This is a genomic window from Rhodococcus huquni (assembly GCF_055231055.1).
Genome location: NZ_JBUYWE010000003.1, coordinates 467,120 through 488,086, shown reverse-complemented (window position 1 = coordinate 488,086; position 20,967 = coordinate 467,120). Strand labels below are relative to the sequence as shown.

Below are 20,967 nucleotides of genomic sequence, written 5' to 3'. Positions count from 1 at the left end.
AGAGATGCGCGAAGTCGGACAGGGGAAGTCGATGCGTGGTGACGGTGACGGTTGGGCGACGGGCCCGGACGGCAGTCGTCACTGGGGCAAGCACGGCGCCGCGGGACTGCTGCTGCGGGCCCCCGCCGAGGACGGTTCCCTGACGGTGCTTTTGCAACACCGCGCGGTGTGGAGCCATCAGGGCGGCACGTGGGCGCTGCCCGGCGGTGCTCGAGACAGCCACGAGACCACGACTCACGCCGCCGTACGCGAGGCAGAAGAAGAGACCGGAATCGTGGGCGACGGCATCACGGTGCGCGACGAGATCGTCACCATGCGAGTCGACGGCGGCTGGAGCTACACCACCGTGATCGCCGACGCCGTGCGTCAACTCGACACCGTTCCCAACCGGGAGAGCACGGAGCTCCGGTGGGTTCGCGAAGACGAGGTCACGTCGCTGCCGCTGCACCCCGGATTCGAGGCCGCGTGGCCGCAACTACGAGAGATGATGCTGCGCATTCCGCCTGTGTCGGGCGTCGATCACTGACCTACCCGGGACGAACGCGACGCCCGTCCAGTCAGATCGGACGAATGTTCCATTCGTTCGGCAGCGGCTCACAAACCGGCGTTGTTCCGCAGTTTTTCGCTGAGAGACCGCGCTGCCGCCTGCGGGTCGGCGGCTGCGGTGATGGCGCGGACCACCACGATTCGATCGGCACCGGCCTCGAGTACCTCCGGTAGGCGCTCCTCGTCGATGCCGCCGATCGCGAACCACGGGCGCGTGGGCTGTGCGTCCGCAGTGGAGCGAACCAGGTCGACACCGGCGGCACTGCGGCCCGGCTTGGTGGGCGTGGCCCACAGCGGGCCGGTGCAGAAGTAGTCGACGCCGTCCTCGATGGCGGCGAGGCTCGCCTGCGCGCGGTTGTGTGTGGAGCGCCCGATCAACACGTCCGGTCCGACGACGTCCCGCGCATACGGCACAGGCAGATCGCCCTGACCGAGATGCAGGATGTCGGCGTCGGCGGCCCGCGCCATGTCGGCTCGATCGTTCACCGCGACGAGCGCGCCGTGCCTGCGGGCCGCGGTGGCGAGTACGGACACCGCGATCAGTTCGTCCTTCGCGTCCATGGGCCCGAACTCGCGTTCGCCTGCAGAGCCCTTGTCGCGAAGTTGGATGATGTCGACGCCACCCGCGAGCGCGGCCTCCGCGAACTGGGCCAGGTCGCCCTTCTCGCGTCGCGCATCTGTGCACAGGTACAACCGGGAAGCGGCGAGCCGGGTGCGGCGGTTCATGTCGTTGCGGTGTGGGCGGGTCACAGCCATGACGGTAACCTTTGGGGAGTAACAGTTACCACGGGAGTCCCAGGATCGCGGGGCTGAGAGGGGCCACGCCGGCCCGACCGTCAGACCTGACCCGGATCATGCCGGCGCAGGAAGTGAGGTGGATCGATGGCCAGGTCGTTGGCCGTAGTGGGTGGCGGTGTCATAGGACTCGCCATCGCGTGGCGAGCTGCTCAGCGTGGCTGGTCCGTCCGTGTCCACGACAGTGCGAGCGGTTCGGGTGCCTCGTGGGTCGCGGGCGGGATGCTCGCCCCACTCTCCGAGGGGTGGCCCGGCGAGGAGAGGGTGCTCGCGCTCGGCGCGGCATCTCTCGATCGGTGGCCGGATTTCGGTAAAGAACTCGAGGTGGGCGCCGACGTCTCGCTGTTCACGTCGACCAGTTCGCTCACGGTGGCTCTCGATTCGGCCGATGCCGGCGATCTCCGCACCATCGCGGAATGGGTCGGTGGACAGGGCCACGACATGGAAATTGTCGACCGAACGAGAATCCGTGAGCTCGAACCGATGCTCGGCCCCAAGGTGCGACTCGGGCTGCTCGCGCATTCGGAACTCGCGGTCGACAACCGTTTGTTGCTCCGCGCGCTTCGGGAGAATGCCCGCAGCGCCGGCGTCGAATTCGTGCCGGAGAACGTACGTGATCTTCGGGATCTCGACGCGGATCAGGTGGTCCTCGCCTCCGGGCTGGCGTCACCGACGCTCTGGCCGTCGCTGCCGATACGCGCCGTGAAGGGCGAGATCCTTCGATTGGGGTCACGTCCCGGCGTGACACCCGCTCCGGGACGTACCATTCGTGGCACCGTCCACGGCCGTCCGGCGTACCTGGTCCCGCGGGCGGACGGCATCGTCCTGGGAGCGACCCAGTACGAATCCGGCGAGGACACACAGGTCACGGTGAGTGGAGTTCGTAACTTGATCGCGGATGCGGAGACGCTGATGCCTGCCATCGGCGAGTACGAGCTGAAGGAAGCGGCGGCCGGTCTACGACCGATGACGCCGGACAACTTGCCACTGATCGGTCGGTTGTCCGATCGTGTTGTGGTGGCAGCAGGGCACGGACGCAACGGCATCCTGCTGACACCGGTCACCGCAGATGCTGCGGTGGCACTGTTGGACGGGGAGGCGCTCGTGGAGGCGGCAGGCGCGAATCCCGAACGATTCGGCGAACGTAATGAGGTGTGGGGATGAGTGAACAGCAGAGTGTGGGACGCGTCGGAGGGATGACGATTCCCATCGGTATCAGCGTCAACGGCACGGACCACGACCTGGCCGAGCCGATCACACTCCTCCAACTGCTCGAACGACTGGACCTGCCCACCAAGGGCGTGGCCGTCGCCGTCAACGGTGAGGTCTTCTCGAGGGCTCGCTGGGCGGAGACCGTGGGGCGTGGCTGGGAGATCGAAGTGCTCACGGCGGTCCAGGGTGGCTGATCCAGGCAAGCTCACCATCGCGGATCGAGTATTCGATTCGCGTCTCGTCATGGGCACGGGCGGCGCGGCGAACCTCGCGGTACTCGAAGAGGCACTCGTCGCGTCCGGGACCGAGCTGACCACCGTCGCGATGCGCCGAGTCGATGCTGCGGGCCGCACCGGCGTGCTCGACCTGCTGCGACGCCTCGATATCGCCTTGCTGCCCAACACCGCAGGGTGCCGCGGCGCCGCCGAAGCCGTCCTCACGGCGCAGTTGGCCCGCGAGGCACTCGAGACGAACTGGGTGAAGCTCGAGGTGATCGCCGACGAACGCACCCTGTTGCCCGACGCCATCGAACTGGTGCGGGCAGCCGAACAGCTCGTCGACGACGGCTTCGTGGTGCTGCCGTACACCACCGACGATCCAGTTCTCGCGAAACGTCTCGAGGACGTCGGGTGTGCCGCCGTCATGCCACTCGGGTCGCCCATCGGCACCGGGCTCGGCATCGCGAACCCGCACAACATCGAGATGATCGTGGAGGCCGCCGAGGTTCCCGTCATCCTCGACGCCGGCATCGGCACGGCCAGCGATGCCACTCGGGCGATGGAGCTCGGCTGCGACGCCGTCCTCCTCGCCACCGCCGTCACCCGAGCGAACGATCCATCCCTGATGGCCTCCGCGATGCGCAATGCGGTCGTCGCAGGTCACCAGGCACGTCACGCGGGCCGGATTCCGAAGCGATTCTGGGCCCAGGCGTCGTCCTAGGGGGTACTCGGGGACGCCGACCGGGGTACCGGTCAGGGTGCGGGTGGTACCGCAGTACTACTGCGAAACATCCCGTCGGCCGATGTGCGGACATGCCGAGTCCGGCATTCTTGTCGTCATGATCGAAGTCAACGGATTGACCAAGACCTTCGGGCAGACGAAGGCCGTGGAAGACCTGACGTTCACCGTGAAGCCGGGCATCGTCACCGGCTTCCTCGGCCCGAACGGTGCAGGCAAGTCGACAACGATGCGCATGATCCTGGGGTTGGACAAGCCGACCGCCGGAACCGCGCTCATCGACGGCAAAACCTACGGCGAGCTGAAACAGCCCCTTCGTACCGTCGGTGCCCTCCTCGATGCGAAGTGGGTTCACCCGAACCGCTCCGCGCGCGCTCATCTGCAATGGATGGCCGCAGCCAACTCGATTCCCAAGAGCCGTGTCGACGAGGTCCTTCACCTCGTCGGGCTGACCGACGTCGCGGGCAAGAAGGCCGGCGGATTCTCGCTCGGCATGTCGCAGCGCCTCGGCCTGGCCGGTGCACTGCTCGGTGACCCCAAGGTCCTGCTGTTCGACGAGCCGGTCAACGGCCTCGACCCCGAGGGCATCGTCTGGATCCGTAAGTTCATGCAGCGTCTCGCTGCAGAGGGTCGCACGGTCCTCGTGTCCAGCCACCTGCTCTCCGAAATGGCACTGACCGCCGAGCATCTCGTCGTCATCGGACGTGGCCGGCTCAAGGCCGACACCTCGGTGCAGGAATTCGTGGACATGGCCTCGGAGTCGACTGTCCGCGTACGCAGCCCTCAGTTGGACGTGCTGCGTAGTGCGCTGACGTCGCAGGGTCTGACCGTCCGCGACGAAGGATCCGGAGAGGTACCCGCACTGCTGGTGCTCAACTCGAGCACCGAGGCGATCGGCACGATTGCCGGTTCGCAGGGCGTCGTCCTGCACGAGCTCGCGAATCAGCGCGGCTCGCTCGAGGACGCGTTCATGAAGCTGACAGGAGACGACGTGCAGTACCACGCTGAAGGCGTCGAAGACGTGATGAGGGGTGCACTCTGATGGCTGTTCTCGAAGCGGAAAGAATCAAACTCACGACGACCAAGTCGCCCTGGTGGTGCACGGCCATCATCGTGGTTCTAGGTCTCGGCCTCGCAGCCGTCATCGGTTTGAGTGCGAAGGCCAGCATCAACTCGTTCAACGACCAGATGGCGTCGGGAGAGAAGCCGGACTACGACCCGTTCCTCCCCACGCTCGCCGATGCGGTGGGCGGTGTGTCCGGCTTCGGTGTGCTGGTTCTGATGATCCTCGCGGCGCTCGCTGTCACCAGTGAATACCGGTTCGGCGTCATCCGCACCACGTTCCAGGCCATTCCCAACCGCGGCTCGGTCCTGGCGGCGAAGGCCGGCCTGATCGGTGTGTTCGGTGCGCTGCTGACGCTCGTGCTGACCTTCGGTGCTTACGCAATCGCCAAGGCGACCGCAGGCGATGAAGCTGGGGCCGCGCTCACGCTGTCCGGTGGCGATGCCTGGCGCGCGATCTACGGTGTGCCGATCTATGCGCTGCTCGCCGTGATCCTCGCAGTCGGCGTCGGCGCACTCGTTCGGCAGTCGGCTGGTGCGATCGCTCTGCTCCTGCTGTGGCCGCTGCTGATCGAGAGCCTGTTCGGGCTGTTCGGGAAGTTCGGTACCGAGATCCAGCCGTTCCTGCCCTTCGCCAACATGAATCACTTCCTCGGCGCTCCCCAGGGCATCGACTTCCACTGGGGACCGTGGGGCAGCCTCCTGTACTTCGCGGCGTTCGTCGCCGTGGTGTTCGGCGCAGCAGTGATCTCGGTGAACAAGCGCGACGCCTGAGTTACAGTTCTTCGTCATCCCTGCCTGTGCAGGTCGTTTCGTCGGGAGGTCTGCACAGGCAGTTCGGGAAGACGAGAGCCGGTGGGCCGGTGCGAAAACCATTCGCACCGGCCCACCGGTCTTTGTGCGTTAGCATCGGCCGATGCGACTACGGGGAGTCTTGACTGTTGGTGTGGCCGGAGCACTCGTGCTCGCCGGATGCTCGTCGGAAGACGGCGAATCATCGGAGCCGGTGAACGCCACGGCGCTGGCAGATTCGGTCACCGTCGATCCCGTGGTGAGTCATCTCGAGAAGCTCGAAGAGATCGCGGCCGACAACGACGGCAATCGCGCCGCGGGCACCTCCGGCTACGACGCCAGCGTGGACTACGTCGCTCAGACCTTGCGGGACAAGGGCTTCGACGTCGAGACGCCCGAGTTCGAGTTCCACCGATTCGACGTGAAGAAAGAGGCGCTGCGCGCCGGGGACCGCGACATCGAGGTGAAGGCGCTCGCGTACTCGCCCTCGACCGGGCCCGACGGGCTCACCGCGCGCGTCGTGCCCGCCCCCAAGGACGACACCCCAGGTTGCGAGGCAACGGACTACGACGGTGTGGATGTCACCGGCGCCGTGGTGTTGGTCGATCGTGGCGTCTGCCCGTTCGCGGCCAAGCAACAGGTGGCGTCTGAACGCGGTGCGGCAGCGGTCGTGGTCGTCAACAACGAGGACGGCCCGATGACGGGCGGCACCCTCGGCGACCCCGACGCCGGGAAGGTTCCCACCGGCGGTGTGAGCATGGCCGACGGTGCGGCGCTCGCCGAGGCCGGCGAGGTCACGCTCACTCTGGAAACCGAAACCGAATCCGCGAAGGCGCGCAACGTGATCGCGCAGACCAAGACCGGAGCCACCGACGACGTGGTCATGGTGGGAGCGCACCTCGACAGCGTTCCAGAGGGCCCCGGAATCAACGACAACGGAACAGGTGTCGCGGCGACCCTGGAGACGGCCTCGCAGCTCGGCGGCAGCCCCGACGCGAAGAACGCCGTGCGCTTCGCCTTCTGGGGCGCAGAAGAACTGGGGTTGCTCGGTTCCGAGGCCTACACCTCGAGCCTGAGCCCCGAGCAGAAGGCGGACATCGCCCTCTACCTCAACTTCGACATGCTGGGTTCGGAGAACGCCGGCTACCTCGCCTACGACGGTGACGACTCGGATGTGGTCGGCGAGGGCCCGGGGCCCGAGGGTTCGGCCGGAATCGAGCGCACCTTCGTCGACTACCTGAAGAGCAAGGGCATCGCCGTCGACGGAACCGACTTCGACGGTCGGTCCGACTACGGCCCCTTTATCGAGGCCAAGATCCCTGCGGGCGGCGTGTTCAGCGGAGCGGACGACAAGAAGACTGCGGAGCAGGCCGAGAAGTGGGGCGGAACTCCGGATACGGCCTACGACAAGACGTACCACAGCAAGGACGACACCCTCGCCAACGTCGATCGAGAAGCTCTGGCCCAGAACTCGGCTGCGGTCGCCTATGCGGTCGGCGCCTACGCCCAGGATCTGGGTGGGCCCAACGGTGTGCCGGTCGGCCCGGAGCGTGAGAAGGCGCGCGCAGGGGAGTGAATCGTGTGACTCTGCGTTACGCTCACGCTCGTGAGCGAGGATCCGACAGGCCCTGACGAAAGCGATCCTCCTACGCGCCCGAAGCGATCGGTCACCGCCTGGGCATCTGCTGTGAACGGACACGGACCCCTTGTCGACGGACTCCGACGGATGCGTAGGGCGTTGCCCGGCGACCCCGCTTTCGGAGATCCGTTGTCGACCGCCGGCCCCGGCAGCGCTCGGGCCGTGGCTCGTATCGCGGACCGGGTGCTCGACGATCAGCCGGGTGCGTCGAGGGAGGTCGGCCTCGGCGCTCTCCAGTTGTGGCAGGCGCTGTTGGAGCGGACCGGGCGCGGACACGGGACCGCGGAGGTCACCATCGTCTTCACCGACCTAGTCGGCTTCTCCAGTTGGTCGTTGCCTGCCGGGGATTCGGCAACACTCGACTTGCTGCGCGAGGTCGCCAGAGTGGTGGAGACACCGATGCTCGACCGCGGCGGCCAGATCGTGAAGAGGATGGGTGACGGCATCATGGCCGTCTTTCCCAGTGCGGACCGTGCCATGGAGTCGGTGTTCGTGGCGCGCGGCGCACTGGCAGGCGTGGAGATCGACGGCTACCGGCCCCGAATGCGGGTCGGAATTCACACGGGGTCCCCGCGCAAAGTGGGCGCCGATTGGCTCGGTGTCGACGTCAACGTCGCTGCCCGCATCATGGAACTCGGCGGCGACGGCAAGGTGATGGCGTCGTCCACCACTCTGAGTGCCCTGCAGCACGGGACACTCGAGCGGTTGGGTGTCACGACCAAACCTTGGCGACGGGCCTTCTTCGCGGCGCAGCCGAGCGGGGTTCCCGAGGACCTCGGGATCTGGCGTCTGCGCGACTGACGGTCGTTCTACTGGTGAAGCCTCCACAGGGGCGACACCGGCCCGTGACCGGCGCCGAGGTCGTACGAGGACGCCAAACACTTCGTCACCCACTCCTTGCCGAAAGCCACGGCATCCGGAACCGACTGTCCGTTGGCTAGCGCGCACGCGATCGCGGCAGCAAGAGTGTCGCCACCGCCGTGATCGTTTCCGGTGTCGATGCGTGGGCTGCTGAACTCGAGGAACTCGTTGCCGTCGAAGAGCAGGTCGGTGCTCGTCGAGGAAGTGCGCAGGTGTCCGCCCTTCACGATCGACCACTTCGCGCCCAGTGCGTGCAAGGCCTCGGCGGCTTTGCGGGCACTCGTGTCGTCGACGACCTCGATGCCGGTGATGAGACGTACCTCGTCGAGGTTCGGGGTGACGACGGTCGCGATGGGGATCAGGGTGTTGCGGACCGCGTCCAGCGCTTCCTGATGGAGTAGTGGGTCGCCGTGCATCGACGCGCACACCGGATCCACCACGAGGGGTACTGCGAGGTCCTTGCCGATGCCCACCTCGGTGCAGGCTGCGGCGACCGCCTCGATGATGGCAGTGGACGCCAGCATCCCGGTCTTGGCGGCGCCCACGCCGATGTCTTCGACGACGCTGTGAATCTGGGCGGCCACCACATCCGGCGGGACCTCGTGAAAGCCGCTCACTCCGACGGAGTTCTGCACGGTCACCGCGGCGACCGCCACGCAGGCGTGGACTCCGCACATCGCCATGGTGCGCGAGTCCGCCTGAATTCCGGCACCACCTCCGGAGTCCGTTCCGGCGATGGTGAGGGCCCGAACCGGTGTCCGGCCATCGGGCGTCAAGGGCAGCAAATTCACACACAGAACCCTACCCACCCTCTGCGAGCGGCTGACGAGTCCAGGGACTCGCAGACCACTCACAGGGGTTATTGCGGAACGCCTGACACCGCCCGGCCGACCTCTGTATAAAGAGTGGCGTGTATCACAATTCGGTCACGGCGGCGTCCCGGGGAGGTCTGATGCTCGACTCGGCGTACGTCGATGTCACGAACAATCGTGACCAGAATCGATTCGAACTCAGGCTCAGCGGCGACCTGGTCGGCATCCTCGGCTACTTCGACATGAGCGATCCGCCGTCTCAGGGGCGGCCGGTGGTCTCGTTCATGCACACGGTGATCGTCGAGGATTTCGGACACCGAGGTCTGGCGGGCGTTCTCGTCGGGCATTCGCTGGATCTCGCTCGCGAATACGGGTGGGGCGTCAAGCCCGTGTGCACGTACGTTCAGCGATTCCTGTCGGACCATCGCGAGTACCGCGATGTGGTCGTACCGCTGTCGAGTCCGGCCCGTTCGGCAAAGGGAAAGTGACGATTCGGAGTCGAGCCGAAAGATTGTGGTGGCGCAGCCGCCCGAGTGCTGGTTCCATGGGTGTCATGGATCACATTTCGGAGAGTATTGGCCTGTCGGGAGGTCGGACGGCTGCAGACCTGCTGGTCGTCGACAACCCCGCGCACGAGCGCTTCGACATGTGGCTCGGCGACGATCTGGTGGGCATCCTCGGGTACCGCGACGAGGACGACATTCCCGGCTTCACAGCGAAGCCGGGTGAAGTGGTCGCCTTCATGCACACCGTGGTCAAAGAAGAGTACGGCGGCCAGGGCATGGCAGCGGTTCTCGTCCGGAAGGCCTTCGTGGCCGCCCGCATCAGCGGATGGCGAGTGCGCCCCATCTGTACCTACGTACAGCGATACGTCGCCCAGCACCCGGAGGAAGCCGACATCCTCGTCACCGACTGACGAGCATCTAGGTCAGTCGCCGAGGTCGACGATCACGGGAGCGTGGTCGCTGGCACCCTTGCCTTTTCGCTCGTCCCGATCGATGGACGCCTTGTCGACGCGTGCCGCCAGTGCAGGCGAGGCCAACGCGTAGTCGATGCGCATACCCTGCTTCTTCGGGAAGCGGAGCTGGGTGTAATCCCAGTACGTGTACACCCCTGGACCGGGCGTGTGGGGCCTGACCACATCACTGAACCCGCCCTGCAGGAACGCGTCGAAGGCGTCGCGTTCGGGCTGCGAGGTGTGCGTCTTGCCGTCGAAGAACGCGGGGTCCCACACGTCCTCGTCAGTGGGCGCCACGTTCCAGTCGCCGACGAGGGCGATCTGGCTGTTCGGGTCGGCCTTCAGCCAGGCTTCTGCGTCGTCTCGCAGTGTGGCCAGCCAGTCGAGCTTGTACGTGTAATGCGGGTCGGTGAGATCGCGGCCGTTGGGGACGTACAGGCTCCAGATGCGCACGCCGTTGCAGGTAGCTCCGATCGCGCGAGCTTCACGGGCCTGCTCGGCCTCGGGGTCTTTGTGGAACCCCGGCTGATTCTCGAAGCCGATCTGCACGTCCTCGAGACCTACTCGGGATGCGATAGCGACGCCGTTCCACTGACTGAGGCCGACGTGTGCGACCTCGTATCCCAGTTCGGTGAACCGCTCGAACGGAAACTGCTCGTCCTTGCACTTGGTTTCCTGCATCGCGAGCACGTCGGTGTCCGTTCGCTGCAGCCAGTCGACGATGCGATCGGTACGGGCGCGGACGGAGTTGACGTTCCAGGTAGCTATACGCACGCGGCCAGACTAGTCGGACCGTCCGACACGCCCTTCAGTCACGTTCGGTGGCATACCGGTAGCGATGGTGATCGACGAATCCGATCGACCGGTACATCTCGCGGGCGCCCTCGTTGTCCGCGGAAACCTGCAGGCAGGCGTGCGTTGCGCCGCGGTCGTGTCCCCATTTCACGATGTCCCCGCAGATCAGCGTTCCGAGGCCGTTCCGGCGGTGAGCCTCGGCGACTTCGACGGCCGTGAGTCCGACCCAGATGCAACCGTCGTGCGCCGGCGTGACCGAACCGCGAGCGACTGCGAGCAGCGCGGAGTCCTCGGTCCCGATACGTGCGAACGCGAGCTTGCCGCCGCGTACGGAGGCGAGGACGTCCACCGCGAAATCGGGCAGCGGGCTGCCGCGATAGCGGTATAGCGCCAGCCAGTCCGAATCCGGACGCGGATCGATGGTGGCGACCCGCTCGCCCGGCGGGAGAATCAGATTATCGATGTCGGCGGCCATCACGACGACCTCGTCGCTGATGTTCCAGCCTTCCGGAACCGGGGCGAGCCGGTCCGGCAGCAACAGCCGCAGCGGACGGTCGCGGTCCGCGTACCAGGCTCGCAGCCTTGCCACGGTGGACTCGTCCAAGGGCGCGACCGTACCCGGCTCACCCAGCGGCGCGGCCGAGTTGGCCCTGCCGGTGAACCCGTGGCCGTATCGGCACAGCCAGCCGTCGATCCACTCGAACTCGATACCGGGCCAGCCGTCGGCCGCGGCCAGTTCCTGATTCCTGATCTCGCTGGTGCGGATCGGGCGCGGTGCGAGCGCCTTCAACGCGATCACCCGGTCCGGTTCGACCTCGGTGACGATGTCGTCGGCACCGAGCACGACGACGGACGGTTCGAGGCTGTCCAGAATTCCGATTACGTCGGTCATCGGGTGGCTGGAACCCGGCGGCAGCGAGTACCGGAGAACCACCCGGCTGCCGAGTGGGACGTCGGAGGACATGCGCTTCAGTCGTCCTCGTCTGTGTCGTCGTGACCGAACGGGTCGTCGACGGTGCCGGGAACCCAGCTGAGGCCGGGCACACCCCAGCCCGCGCGCTTGATCGTCTTCTTCGCGGCGCGGGCGTTTCGGCCGATCAGCATGTCGACGTAGAGGAAGCCGTCGAGGTGCCCCACCTCGTGCTGGAGCATCCGGGCGAAGAATCCGTGGCCCTCGATCGTGATGTCGTTGCCGTCGGCATCGGTACCGGTCACCTTCGCCCAGTCGGCCCGGCCCGTCGGGAACTGCTCGCCCGGAACGGACAGGCAGCCTTCTTCGTCGTCGTCGGGGTCCGGCATGGTCTCGGGGCGCGCCGAGGTTTCGAGAACAGGGTTGACGACGACTCCGCGTCGGCGGTGAGTCCTGCCGTTCTCGTCTGCATCGGGGCAGTCGTACACGAACAGGCGCTTCGGGACTCCCACCTGGTTGGCTGCGAGACCGACTCCGTTGGCGGTGTCCATCGTTTCGTACATGTCGCCGATCAGTTCGGCGAGTTCCGCGGGAGACTCGGTTACCGGTTGGGTCGGCTCGTGCAGGACCGGGTCGCCGACGATCCGGATGGGAAGAATGGCCATGGCTGTCGAGGATAATCGGGAGACCGATCGAGGGTGCAATCGTCCCGGCGCCGACGGGTGTGACGAATATCCATTTCTGCTGCTGATAGCGGCGCGCCCCGCCGAGTTGCCGCCACGTCCGGGGTTCATCGTGGTTGAATGGTCGCCGAAGCACATAGGTGTAATTCGGTCTCGGTCGGCCACGCGACCGGGAAGTCGGGGGAAACGTGGTATCGCTGAATGCGAGCGAGAGCTAGCAGTCGAGGAGTGACATGGACGGCGCAACAGCGCGTAGTCAGAACCAGTCAGACAACAACGACATTGCCGGCGGCAGCGTGAACGCTGCGGGGATGCACGACGTGGGCGCGGACGGCCTCAGCCGCCGTGAGCACGACATTCTCTCCTTCGAACGTCAGTGGTGGAAGTACGCAGGCGCCAAAGAAGAGGCCATCAAGGAACTCTTCGACATGTCGGCCACCCGCTACTACCAGGTCCTCAACGCACTGGTCGATCGTCCCGAGTCCTTGGCCGCTGATCCGATGCTGGTCAAGCGCTTGCGTCGGCTCCGCGCGAGTCGGCAGAAGGCACGTGCCGCCCGGCGTCTCGGATTCGAAGTCACGTAGGTGATTCGCCCGGATGACCGGTCCGCTCGCACCCGACGGTTAAGGTCGTCCAGGTGAGCACTCAGAAACCCGCCTCCTCCGGTCCGCCTCTGCGCGCACTCGCCATGGTGCTGATTGCTCTTGCGATTCTGTTCGCCGGTCTCGGCTTCGCGTCGCTCGGCAAGTCGGATTCGCAGGAGGCGGCGCCCTCTCTTCCCGCGACCACGACGACGTCTGCGCCGGCACGCGCCGCCACGACGACACCGAGAGCCCCGGGCTCGGGTAGCGCTGCTGCAGGTGGGGCCGGCGCGACCTCGACCACTTCGGGTGCTTCGACGACCACGTCCGGCGCGACGACATCGATTGCGCAGGCCGACAAGGATGCGATATCGGTTCGCGTGCTCAACAACAGCAACGTCCAGGGCCTTGCCGGCGACACTGCCAGTGAACTCACCGGCTCCGGCTGGAACGTCGGAGAGACCGGCAACTACAGCGAGGGCACGATCTCCAAGACCACGGTGTACTACGGCACCGGCGCGGCGGAGAAGAAGGCGGCAACAGCGATCGCGTCGGAGCTGGGCGTCACCGCCGAACCGCGATTCCCGGGGATCGCCGACTCGGCTGCCGGCGTCATAGTGATCGTCACCGAGGGCGGTTAGACCGGACCGGTCGGTTCCGACAGTTCACGGTTATGATCATGTGCACTTCCTCGCCACCTCAAAGGAGCGGTTCGATGTCGAGTTCCACCCGTCGCATGTCCTGGCGTGTCGTCGCCCCCATGGTCGCTGTGGCCGCACTGGGTATGACCGCGTGCAGCAACAACGAGGAGCCCAGCGATATCCCGGGCACCACCCCTCCGGTGTGGACCGGGGCCGCTGATCCCGAAGCGCACGGCGGCGAAGGGCATGGCGCCGAGAGCGAATCGGGCAGCGGCGACCTGACTGCGACCTTGAAGAACCCCAGCGGGGCCGAGGTCGGAACCGTCAGCTTCAGCGATGCCGACGGCGGAGTGAAGATCGATGTGACCGCCGAGGGCCTGACCCCCGGATTCCACGGCTTCCATATTCACTCGGTTGCCAAGTGCGAGCCCAATTCGGTCGCACCGTCGGGTGGCGAGCCGGGCAACTTCCTCTCCGCGGGCGGTCATTACCAGGCGGAAGGCCACGAGGGTCACCCCGCCAGCGGCGACCTCACCTCGATCGAGGCACTGAAGGACGGCAGCGCGCACCTGACCACCGTCACGGACACCCTCACGATCGACGATCTGCGCAACGGCGGCGAGGGCACCGCGGTGATGATCCACGCCAATGCGGACAACTTCGGCAACATCCCCACGCGTTACGCACCCGCGCCGGATCAGGACACCCTGAGCACCGGTGACGCAGGTGGCCGTGTCGCTTGTGGCGTCATCGCCGGAAGCTGATCGAGAAGCAATTTCGACCCGACCACACCCGGTCTGCCGACGTGATCGAACGCTCACGCGTTCTGCTCCGCGTCGACGGAACGGGTGTGGTTTGATCGGCAAGTGGTAGTTCACTTTCCCGGATCGCCGCGTCCGACGCTGGGTGTCGAGTGGGAGATCGCGCTGGTAGACAGGGTCACCCGCGATCTGTCGAATACTGCAGTCGAGGTCTTCGATTCGGTGGCCGAGCTCGCGGGTGACCACACCCCGCGAATCACCAAGGAACTATTGCGCAACACCGTCGAACTGGTCACCGGTATCCACTCCACCGTCGGCGAGGCGATGGGGGACCTGGACGAGTCTCTCGGTTTGCTGCGACGGGCCGCGAATCCGCTCGGTGTCGACCTGATCTCCGCAGGAACGCACCCGTTCGCGCAGTGGTCGAGTCAACTCGTCACCCGCACACCGGACTACGACGAACTGATCGAACGCACCCAGTGGTGGGGCCGCCAGATGCTCATCTGGGGCGTGCACGTTCATGTGGGGGTCTCCTCCCCTCAGAAGGTGTTTCCGATCCTCAACGCGCTGCTGCAGCGCTACCCGCACCTGCTCGCTCTGTCTGCGTCCTCGCCCATGTGGGCCGGGGTCGACACCGGATACGCGAGCAACAGGGCGCTGATGTTCCAGCAGCTCCCCACTGCCGGTCTGCCGTATCAGTTTCCCAATTGGACGGAATACGAGCGCTTCATCGCGGACCAGATGAAAACCGGCGTGATCACCAAGATCGGCGGTATGCACTGGGACATTCGTCCGGCGCCGCAGTGGGGAACCATCGAGGTCCGGGTTTTCGACGGGATTTCGTCGCGGAGCGAATTGAGCGCACTCGTCGCGCTCGTTCATTGCCTCGTTGTCGATCTCGATCGGCGATTCGAGGCAGGGGAGAACCTGCCGAACATGCAGCCCTGGCACGTCAAGGAGAACAAGTGGCGGGCCGCGAGGTACGGGCTCGACGCCGAGATCATTCTGGACGAGGCCGGCAACGAGCGTTTGGTGACCGACGACCTGCACGATCTTTTGGAACGGTTGCGTCCGGTCGCCGTCCGGTTGGGATGTGAAGACGAACTCGCGTCCGTTGCGGATATTCCACGGCGAGGTGCGTCGTATCAGCGCCAGCGGAAAGTCGCGCAAGAATACGACGGCGATCTGGTCGCGGTCGTGGATTCTCTGGTCGGAGAACTCGGTTCCTGAATTGTTTCGGTGACCTGATCGATACACGAATCGGTGTGTTCGCCGCACAAATGTGACCGCAGTTGGTCGAGTAAATGACCCGAAATCATACCGAGCGGTGCGATTATCGTTCTGGTGGCACCGATCGGCAATTGAAAGACAATGGCGTCTCAGTATCAAAAGAATCGACAATTCGCAGACACATGTACAAGCCGAGCACCGTGAATATCAGGACGGAGCCGAGCCATGAAGAGATTGTGTATTCCTGTCGCATTGTTCATCGCTTTCGGACTGTTTTCTCCCGCTGTGGCATCGGCTCAGCCGGTGTTTCCAGGCGCGCCGCCGCTTCCGGACTCCCCACAGTCCGTGATCGACGGATTGGTCCCGCCCCCCGATTCGTCACCGGCCGGGGCGGTCGGGCCTCCGGTGGCGCAACTGCCGCCAGGACGCGCCCGTGACGCAGGACTGGGCAACTTCTACGCCTCGGTGGTGCCTGCCGACGTGGGGGATCCGTTCTTCGATCAGTATCCCGAAGGTCTGGTAGACCAGGCGCCGGGGACCATCCTGGACCGGCGTGACATCACCGCCACGTCGGCCCCGTTCGTCGGCGCCCCGGTGGAGAGGGTGGATCAGGTCAAGTTTCGTACCGAGGACGCCGCCGGAAATCCGTCGTTCGGGACCGCGTCCCTGATCGTCCCCGCCGCCGAATGGACTGGTGAGGGTGATAGGCCCGTGGTGGTGAACAACGTTCCGATCGACTCGCTCGGGAGGGTCTGCACGCCCGGGTACACGATGGCGCACGGCGTCGCGATCACCACCAATCCGACGGATTACATTCCGCCCGTCACATTGCTCGCCGCTCAGAGGGGATATGCGGTCCTCGTACCCGATCACGAGGGCCCGCGAATGGCGTACGCCGAGCCCACCACGGCAGGGCACGTCGTGCTGGATTCGCTGCGGGCGATGCGTGCGATGGACGACCGATTCGCAGAAAGCCCCGTCGTGATGACCGGGTATTCGGGCGGAGCCATCGCCACGAACGGTGCGGCGAAACTCATCGATTCCTATGCTCCCGAATTGAAGGATTCGATCAAGGGAGCAGCACTCGGCGGCACCCCCATCGATTTCGAAGTTCTGGTCGGGAGTATGACGGGTGGACTGCTGAATCTCGGTAAGGGATTGTTTGTCGCCGCCGGATTGGGTGTGGCTCGTGAGAACCCGGACATGTTCACGAAGGTGAACAATCCGGCGCTTCACATAGCTCCTGTGTTCAGGGATCTCTGCACGATTCCGTTGGCGATGCTGGGCGGACTTCCGGTGCCGGTCGAATTGCTGTCCAACATGGGCGACCCGTTCCAATCGGATTTCGCACACGAACTTTATTCCAAGACGAAAATGAAGGGGATCGCCTACGGCACACCGATGTATGTGTACAACGGCGCACAAGAATTCTGGGTTCCCTCGGTGATGGCAACCGATCTCTATACGGAACAGTGTTCGCTCGGCACACCGTCGGTATTGCGGCTCCCGCCCGGAGAACACATGATCGGGGCATTGACCGGGTTGCCGGAAGCCTGGGACTGGATCGACCGACGGCTCCAGGGTGAACCCGCGCCGAGCGAGTGCGGGTGAGCCGCGACACCTGATCACCAGGGCTTGTCCATAGACCGTTCACCTGGCGTTTACTATTGATCGGTGCTGATGGACAGGGTGGCCGAGTCACGGTCGCGTGGGGGATACACCGGACGGGCGATTCTCGTTTCCGGGCTGGGCTTGGTCGGACTGGTGCTGATCGCTGTCCAGGTGCTGGCGGCGGCCCGAGGTTTTCAGGGTCCGCTCGAAAGCCTCGTTCGCGACTACATCGCCACTCCCAAGTCCGCGTCGGTGTCGTGGGCGGGCCTGGCGTTGGCGATGGTCGGTCTCACGGGGCGTCAGCGGGTGGTTGCGCTGTCGACGGCTGCTGGGATCGACATCGTCGTGGCGGCCGTGCGCTACTTCGCAGGCGGCCCGCTGACCATCGGAAACGGCGCGACCTGGGTACTCACCGGGGTCGGCGTGTTCGCCGCTTGGCAGCTGACGGGTGCCCGTCGTAGAGACGCCCTGAAGGGCGTCGGGCTGGGTGCACTGCTGATCATCGCCACCAAGTTCGGTGACGCGTGGCTCAACGTGACGATCATGGCCGGCCCGATGGTGCTGGACGAGTACGTACAACTGGCAGATCACGCGCTCGGCAGTCCGTCCTGGTACATGGGGCAGTTCGTGGATGCGCTCGGCCCGGTCGGGTACGGAGTTCTGCACTGGGTGTACATCGAACTTCCGGTCGCGGCCATCGCCGTGGCGTTCTACCAACTCCGCAACGGCTGGCCCTCGCACCATCTGGTGCGCACCTTCCTGCTGATCGGCCTCGTCGGCCCATTGTTCTACGTGCTGTTCCCGGTGGTCGGGCCGGTGTTCGCATTCGGCACCGACGGCCAGGGCTTCCAGGTCAGCGACTACTGGCCCACTCTCGTACCCCCACCAGATCTCTCACCGCATCCGATCCCGTTCGACGGGGTGACGCCGCGCAACTGCATGCCGAGTCTGCACACGGCCTGGGCACTCGCCCTGTTCATCCATTCGCGTCGCGGCCACTGGGCGGTGCGAGCGGGCGGGACGTTCTGGCTCGTGTGCACGCTCACCGCCACGCTGGGGTTCGGCTACCACTACGGTGTCGATCTGGTTGCGGGTGCAGTCTTGACCCTGACTCTCGAGTCGGCTCTGCGCGATCCCGAACGAGGATGGGGATGGTTCCGGATTCGTCTGGTGGCCGGTGGAGCCTTCACGTTGGCGGCGCTGCTGCTGAGCTACCGCTACCTTGCGGTGCCGATGGCGACATTGCCCGAGGTGGCCGGACCACTCGTTCTCGGCGCACTGCTGGCGATGTGCCTGGCGTTCTACGCGACGTTCTTCGCCAGGCCGGACACGCCGCTCGCGTCGTGGGGCGGCCGTGGCGATGCAGTCGCGGAGCCGATCATGGACGACGCTCTGGGTTCTCCCAGTCGTTGATCATGTCGAGACCGTCCTGGCTGCGTTGCTCGCGATAGACGACACGACCCACTCGGTGCGCGATGACCGAAGCGGTGAACAGGGTGAAGATGCACGCGAGAATCAACATCCAGATGTCGACGTTGCCCCGCAGGATCACCACCGCACCGATCAGTACGAGCAGTAGGCCGATCACCTGCGGCTTGGTGGCTGCGTGCATGCGCCGCAGAGTGTCCTGGAATCGGACGATGCCCACTGCGGCCGTGAAGGCGAGCAACGAGCCCGCCAGCATGAGAATTGCGCCGATGGTGTCCAGTACGGTGCTCATTTGTCACTCACCCGGAATCGTGCGACGGCTACCGAACCGATGAAGCTCACCAGTGACAGCGCCACGATGGACGGCACGATCGTGGTGTCGCCGCTGTAGGCGGCCCACACGGCGAGCCCGCACATCGCAACGGCGACGAGGGTGTCGAGAGCGACGAGTCGGTCCAACGACCCGGGCCCGTCGAGTAGCCGGAAAGTGGTCAGTACGGCGGCCAGAGCGAGAATGACTCCCGACACCGCCGCGACGATTGCGATCACTTCTCCTCCTTCAGTTCCGCGCCCTCGTCCGGTGGCTCCGCCTCGTGCCATGGGCTCGGCTTCCAGTCGGCGTCGCGTTCGAACGAGGCGACGAAGAGCCGCTCCAACTGCCCGATCGTGGTGTAGAAGTGGTTCACCGCCTTCTCGGAGCCGACGTCGAGAACGTGGATGTAGGCGATGCGGCGTGGCTGATCGATCTCCAGGACCATCGTTCCGGGAATGAGATTGATGACGTCCACGCACAGGGTGAGAACCAGGTCCGATTTGAAGTTCAGGTGGTAGCGCAGAACCCCGGTGACCGGCGGCGGACTCGGTCGTATAGCCAACCAGGCCACCTGCACGCTGGACTGTGCGCCGTACCAGATCGCCAGGCCGATCAGCTGGAGTAGCGACAGCAGATGGATGCGCCCCTCCACCGGGACCTTCGGGAGCGGTAGCAGCACCATGATCAATGCCGACACGGCAAGCCCGCCGACGATGTTGGCGATACTCACGTTGCCCCAGAGGAGCACCCACACCGTGGTGAGCCACAGTAGGAGACCGAGTTGGCGAAGGTGTCCGCGATTCATCGTGGTGCCTCCGCTTGTCCACCGGGCACGGCGTTCTCGCCGAGGACCGCTTCGATGTAGTTCGTTCGATCCCGTAGATCGTGCGCCGCGCGTTCGCTGATGTCGATGAACGGTCCGGCGAAGACGGTCATGGCCAGTCCCACGACGACCAGGGCAACGGTGGGTACCAGCATGAGGGTCGGCACCTTGCCGACGTCCTCGCGGTCGACGAATGCGATGTCCTCTTCCGACTCGTCGAGCAGAGCGGAGGGGCTGACGTCCGCGAGTTCACCTTCGGGCGCGTCCGCACGCGCTCGCCAGAACGCTTTGGTCCACACACGCGCGACGACGTACAGCGTCAGGAGGCTGGTGACGATGCCGCCGCCCACGAGAAGCCAGGCGAGGACGCTCGCGTCGGAGACGCCGGCCTGGACCAGCGCGACCTTCCCGATGAAACCGGAGAAGGGGGGAATGCCGCCGAGGTTGAGAGCCGGCACGAGGAACACGATGGCGAGCACCGGGCTCGCCGCTGCGAGACCGCCGAGGCGTCGCAGCGAGGCCGAGCCGGCCTGCCGTTCGATGAGACCCACCACCAGGAACAGAGTGGTCTGGACCAGAATGTGGTGCGCGACGTAGTAGATCGCTCCGGCCAGACCCGCCTGCGTGGAGAGCGCGACACCGAACACCATGTACCCGATGTGGCTGACCAGGGTGAACGACAGCAGACGTTTGATGTCGGACTGAGCGATCGCACCGAAGATGCCCACCAGCATCGTGAGCAGGCCGCACACCATGAGAACGGTGTCGAGTTCACCGCCCGGGAACAGGAGGGTGTGCGCTCGGATGATCGCGTAGATACCGACCTTGGTGAGCAGACCGGCGAACACAGCGGTCACGGGTGCGGGCGCGGTCGGATACGAGTCGGGCAGCCACGTCGACAGTGGGAAGACCGCAGCCTTGATTCCGAAGGCGACCAGCAGCACCCCGAAGATCGCGGTGCGCGTTCCCGAGGGGATCGAGTCGAGCCGCAACGCCATGTCGGCGAGGTTCAACGTTCCGGTTGCCGCGTAGGCGAAGGCGATGCCGGCCAGGAAGATCAGCGACGACACCATCGAGACCATCACGTAGGACACGCCTGCGCGTACTCGGTCGGCGCTCGCGCCGAGGGTGAGGAGCACGAAGCTCGCCGCGAGCAGGACCTCGAACCCGACGTACAGGTTGAAGAGGTCGCCCGCCAGGAAGGCGTTGGAGATACCGGCAGTGAGCGCCAGATAGGTGGGCAGGAAGATCGAGACCGGCTGAGCCTCGCTGCCGTCGTGAATACCTTGGCCGACGGAGTACGCCATGACCGCGAGCAAGACGATCGAGGAGATCACCAGCATGATCGCCGACAGCCTGTCGACGACGAGCGTGATGCCGATCGGCGAATCCCAACCACCGACCTGTACCGCGGTTGCTCCGTACTTGTCGGCGAGGACGAGCAGCATGCACGACACGGCTACGACGGTGATCAGCGCGATCAGAGTGATGATGCGCTGAATCCGAGGCTGACGGCCGAGGATCAGGGTTGCCGCGGCGGCGAGCATCGGCACCAGG

At 65.5% G+C, this 20,967-nt stretch carries 24 protein-coding genes, 1 pseudogene and 1 riboswitch; of the genes and pseudogenes, 16 read left to right on the top strand and 9 right to left on the bottom strand.

Annotated elements, in window-relative coordinates; translation table 11 throughout:
* Positions 1-31: 31 nt before the first annotated feature.
* Positions 32-499 (top strand): annotated as a pseudogene (locus ACZI8R_RS08840) (NUDIX hydrolase); the annotation flags it as partial.
* Positions 500-594: 95 nt separating this feature from the next.
* Here the strand turns inward: ACZI8R_RS08840 and thiE are convergent.
* Positions 595-1,302, bottom strand: coding sequence for a thiamine phosphate synthase (gene thiE, locus ACZI8R_RS08835; RefSeq protein ID WP_463379194.1), 708 nt, complete (start codon positions 1,300-1,302; stop codon positions 595-597).
* Between the two features lie 20 nt (positions 1,303-1,322).
* Positions 1,323-1,431, top strand: a riboswitch (TPP riboswitch).
* On the opposite strand from thiE, the gene thiO reads away from it, so the two are divergent.
* From thiO to ACZI8R_RS08800, 7 genes are all read left to right on the top strand, one after another.
* Complete coding sequence (gene thiO / locus ACZI8R_RS08830; protein ID WP_463379193.1) at positions 1,429-2,505, top strand: glycine oxidase ThiO; 1,077 nt, start codon at positions 1,429-1,431, stop codon at positions 2,503-2,505. Its footprint overlaps the riboswitch before it by 3 nt.
* Entirely contained in the window at positions 2,502-2,747 is a 246-nt protein-coding gene (thiS, locus tag ACZI8R_RS08825) for a sulfur carrier protein ThiS (protein WP_463379192.1), read from the top strand. Before thiO ends, thiS begins: the two co-directional genes overlap by 4 nt.
* Positions 2,740-3,492 (top strand): thiazole synthase, encoded by a 753-nt coding sequence (gene thiG / locus ACZI8R_RS08820; RefSeq protein WP_463379191.1) that lies wholly within the window; start codon positions 2,740-2,742, stop codon positions 3,490-3,492. The genes thiS and thiG overlap by 8 nt, the downstream gene beginning before the upstream one ends.
* Positions 3,493-3,610: 118 nt before the next feature.
* Positions 3,611-4,552 (top strand): ATP-binding cassette domain-containing protein, encoded by a 942-nt coding sequence (locus ACZI8R_RS08815; RefSeq protein WP_463379190.1) that lies wholly within the window; start codon positions 3,611-3,613, stop codon positions 4,550-4,552.
* Entirely contained in the window at positions 4,552-5,346 is a 795-nt protein-coding gene (locus ACZI8R_RS08810; RefSeq protein WP_463379189.1) for an ABC transporter permease, read from the top strand. The genes ACZI8R_RS08815 and ACZI8R_RS08810 overlap by 1 nt, the downstream gene beginning before the upstream one ends.
* A gap of 142 nt (positions 5,347-5,488) precedes the next feature.
* On the top strand, positions 5,489-6,940 hold the full coding sequence (locus tag ACZI8R_RS08805) for a M20/M25/M40 family metallo-hydrolase (protein ID WP_463379188.1): 1,452 nt from the start codon (positions 5,489-5,491) through the stop codon (positions 6,938-6,940).
* Between the two features lie 150 nt (positions 6,941-7,090).
* Positions 7,091-7,804 carry an adenylate/guanylate cyclase domain-containing protein gene (locus ACZI8R_RS08800; protein WP_463379298.1) on the top strand — a complete coding sequence of 238 codons (714 nt, stop codon included), beginning with the start codon at positions 7,091-7,093 and terminating at the stop codon, positions 7,802-7,804.
* Positions 7,805-7,812: 8 nt separating this feature from the next.
* Here ACZI8R_RS08800 and thiD read toward each other — a convergent pair whose 3' ends face one another.
* Positions 7,813-8,655 carry a bifunctional hydroxymethylpyrimidine kinase/phosphomethylpyrimidine kinase gene (thiD, locus tag ACZI8R_RS08795; RefSeq protein ID WP_463379187.1) on the bottom strand — a complete coding sequence of 281 codons (843 nt, stop codon included), beginning with the start codon at positions 8,653-8,655 and terminating at the stop codon, positions 7,813-7,815.
* Between the two features lie 158 nt (positions 8,656-8,813).
* Between thiD and ACZI8R_RS08790 the strand changes: the two genes are divergently transcribed.
* Positions 8,814-9,164, top strand: coding sequence for a GNAT family N-acetyltransferase (locus ACZI8R_RS08790; protein WP_463379297.1), 351 nt, complete (start codon positions 8,814-8,816; stop codon positions 9,162-9,164).
* Between the two features lie 65 nt (positions 9,165-9,229).
* Entirely contained in the window at positions 9,230-9,592 is a 363-nt protein-coding gene (locus ACZI8R_RS08785) for a GNAT family N-acetyltransferase (RefSeq protein ID WP_463379186.1), read from the top strand.
* A gap of 12 nt (positions 9,593-9,604) precedes the next feature.
* Here the strand turns inward: ACZI8R_RS08785 and ACZI8R_RS08780 are convergent, their stop codons facing one another.
* Genes ACZI8R_RS08780 through ACZI8R_RS08770 form a run of 3 tightly spaced genes read right to left on the bottom strand, consistent with a single transcriptional unit; the run spans position 9,605 to position 12,004 of the window.
* Entirely contained in the window at positions 9,605-10,408 is an 804-nt protein-coding gene (locus ACZI8R_RS08780; RefSeq protein ID WP_463379185.1) for an exodeoxyribonuclease III, read from the bottom strand.
* 34 nt (positions 10,409-10,442) lie between these two features.
* Positions 10,443-11,393 carry an N-acetylglutamate synthase, CG3035 family gene (locus ACZI8R_RS08775; RefSeq protein WP_463379184.1) on the bottom strand — a complete coding sequence of 317 codons (951 nt, stop codon included), beginning with the start codon at positions 11,391-11,393 and terminating at the stop codon, positions 10,443-10,445.
* Positions 11,394-11,398: 5 nt separating this feature from the next.
* The gene (locus ACZI8R_RS08770; RefSeq protein ID WP_463379183.1) at positions 11,399-12,004 is read right to left on the bottom strand and encodes a peptide deformylase; all 606 of its coding nucleotides are present in this window, start codon (positions 12,002-12,004) and stop codon (positions 11,399-11,401) included.
* A gap of 251 nt (positions 12,005-12,255) precedes the next feature.
* Here ACZI8R_RS08770 and ACZI8R_RS08765 point away from each other — a divergent pair, with 251 nt between their 5' ends.
* The 6 genes from ACZI8R_RS08765 to ACZI8R_RS08740 all read left to right on the top strand — a co-directional run bounded on the left by ACZI8R_RS08765 (position 12,256) and on the right by ACZI8R_RS08740 (position 18,259).
* Positions 12,256-12,606 (top strand): nucleoid-associated protein NapA, encoded by a 351-nt coding sequence (locus ACZI8R_RS08765; RefSeq protein ID WP_463379182.1) that lies wholly within the window; start codon positions 12,256-12,258, stop codon positions 12,604-12,606.
* Between the two features lie 53 nt (positions 12,607-12,659).
* Positions 12,660-13,244: a LytR C-terminal domain-containing protein gene (locus tag ACZI8R_RS08760; protein WP_463379181.1), complete on the top strand. Its 585-nt coding sequence runs from the start codon at positions 12,660-12,662 to the stop codon at positions 13,242-13,244.
* Between the two features lie 74 nt (positions 13,245-13,318).
* Positions 13,319-14,008: a superoxide dismutase[Cu-Zn] gene (sodC, locus tag ACZI8R_RS08755; RefSeq protein WP_463379180.1), complete on the top strand. Its 690-nt coding sequence runs from the start codon at positions 13,319-13,321 to the stop codon at positions 14,006-14,008.
* 102 nt (positions 14,009-14,110) lie between these two features.
* Positions 14,111-15,235 carry a glutamate--cysteine ligase gene (locus tag ACZI8R_RS08750; RefSeq protein WP_463379179.1) on the top strand — a complete coding sequence of 375 codons (1,125 nt, stop codon included), beginning with the start codon at positions 14,111-14,113 and terminating at the stop codon, positions 15,233-15,235.
* A gap of 225 nt (positions 15,236-15,460) precedes the next feature.
* Positions 15,461-16,846: a lipase family protein gene (locus tag ACZI8R_RS08745; RefSeq protein ID WP_463379178.1), complete on the top strand. Its 1,386-nt coding sequence runs from the start codon at positions 15,461-15,463 to the stop codon at positions 16,844-16,846.
* A 120-nt stretch (positions 16,847-16,966) separates the two neighbouring features.
* Complete coding sequence (locus ACZI8R_RS08740; RefSeq protein ID WP_463379296.1) at positions 16,967-18,259, top strand: phosphatase PAP2 family protein; 1,293 nt, start codon at positions 16,967-16,969, stop codon at positions 18,257-18,259.
* Here ACZI8R_RS08740 and ACZI8R_RS08735 read toward each other — a convergent pair.
* The 4 genes from ACZI8R_RS08735 to ACZI8R_RS08720 are packed head-to-tail and all read right to left on the bottom strand — an operon-like array spanning position 18,225 to position 20,957.
* Positions 18,225-18,566 carry a monovalent cation/H(+) antiporter subunit G gene (locus ACZI8R_RS08735; RefSeq protein ID WP_463379177.1) on the bottom strand — a complete coding sequence of 114 codons (342 nt, stop codon included), beginning with the start codon at positions 18,564-18,566 and terminating at the stop codon, positions 18,225-18,227. The genes ACZI8R_RS08740 and ACZI8R_RS08735 overlap by 35 nt on opposite strands.
* Positions 18,563-18,820: a monovalent cation/H+ antiporter complex subunit F gene (locus ACZI8R_RS08730; RefSeq protein WP_463379295.1), complete on the bottom strand. Its 258-nt coding sequence runs from the start codon at positions 18,818-18,820 to the stop codon at positions 18,563-18,565. The genes ACZI8R_RS08735 and ACZI8R_RS08730 overlap by 4 nt, the downstream gene beginning before the upstream one ends.
* A complete protein-coding gene (locus ACZI8R_RS08725) occupies positions 18,820-19,392 on the bottom strand; it encodes a Na+/H+ antiporter subunit E (RefSeq protein ID WP_463379176.1) in 573 nt (190 codons plus the stop codon). The genes ACZI8R_RS08730 and ACZI8R_RS08725 overlap by 1 nt, the downstream gene beginning before the upstream one ends.
* Positions 19,389-20,957, bottom strand: coding sequence for a Na+/H+ antiporter subunit D (locus ACZI8R_RS08720; protein WP_463379294.1), 1,569 nt, complete (start codon positions 20,955-20,957; stop codon positions 19,389-19,391). Before ACZI8R_RS08720 ends, ACZI8R_RS08725 begins: the two co-directional genes overlap by 4 nt.
* Between the last annotated feature and the right edge of the window lie 10 nt (positions 20,958-20,967).

Excerpts from the sequence above, each read along its gene's own strand:
- thiE (WP_463379194.1), bottom strand. The coding sequence starts at position 1,302 with ATGGCTGTGACCCGCCCACACCGCAACGACATGAACCGCCGCACCCGG.
- thiO (WP_463379193.1), top strand. The coding sequence starts at position 1,429 with ATGGCCAGGTCGTTGGCCGTAGTGGGTGGCGGTGTCATAGGACTCGCC.
- thiS (WP_463379192.1), top strand. The coding sequence starts at position 2,502 with ATGAGTGAACAGCAGAGTGTGGGACGCGTCGGAGGGATGACGATTCCC.
- ACZI8R_RS08815 (WP_463379190.1), top strand. The coding sequence starts at position 3,611 with ATGATCGAAGTCAACGGATTGACCAAGACCTTCGGGCAGACGAAGGCC.
- ACZI8R_RS08810 (WP_463379189.1), top strand. The coding sequence starts at position 4,552 with ATGGCTGTTCTCGAAGCGGAAAGAATCAAACTCACGACGACCAAGTCG.
- ACZI8R_RS08805 (WP_463379188.1), top strand. The coding sequence starts at position 5,489 with ATGCGACTACGGGGAGTCTTGACTGTTGGTGTGGCCGGAGCACTCGTG.
- ACZI8R_RS08800 (WP_463379298.1), top strand. The coding sequence starts at position 7,091 with ATGCGTAGGGCGTTGCCCGGCGACCCCGCTTTCGGAGATCCGTTGTCG.
- ACZI8R_RS08785 (WP_463379186.1), top strand. The coding sequence starts at position 9,230 with ATGGATCACATTTCGGAGAGTATTGGCCTGTCGGGAGGTCGGACGGCT.
- ACZI8R_RS08775 (WP_463379184.1), bottom strand. The coding sequence starts at position 11,393 with ATGTCCTCCGACGTCCCACTCGGCAGCCGGGTGGTTCTCCGGTACTCG.
- ACZI8R_RS08770 (WP_463379183.1), bottom strand. The coding sequence starts at position 12,004 with ATGGCCATTCTTCCCATCCGGATCGTCGGCGACCCGGTCCTGCACGAG.
- ACZI8R_RS08765 (WP_463379182.1), top strand. The coding sequence starts at position 12,256 with ATGGACGGCGCAACAGCGCGTAGTCAGAACCAGTCAGACAACAACGAC.
- sodC (WP_463379180.1), top strand. The coding sequence starts at position 13,319 with ATGTCGAGTTCCACCCGTCGCATGTCCTGGCGTGTCGTCGCCCCCATG.
- ACZI8R_RS08745 (WP_463379178.1), top strand. The coding sequence starts at position 15,461 with ATGAAGAGATTGTGTATTCCTGTCGCATTGTTCATCGCTTTCGGACTG.
- ACZI8R_RS08735 (WP_463379177.1), bottom strand. The coding sequence starts at position 18,566 with ATGAGCACCGTACTGGACACCATCGGCGCAATTCTCATGCTGGCGGGC.
- ACZI8R_RS08725 (WP_463379176.1), bottom strand. The coding sequence starts at position 19,392 with ATGAATCGCGGACACCTTCGCCAACTCGGTCTCCTACTGTGGCTCACC.
- ACZI8R_RS08720 (WP_463379294.1), bottom strand. The coding sequence starts at position 20,957 with ATGCTCGCCGCCGCGGCAACCCTGATCCTCGGCCGTCAGCCTCGGATT.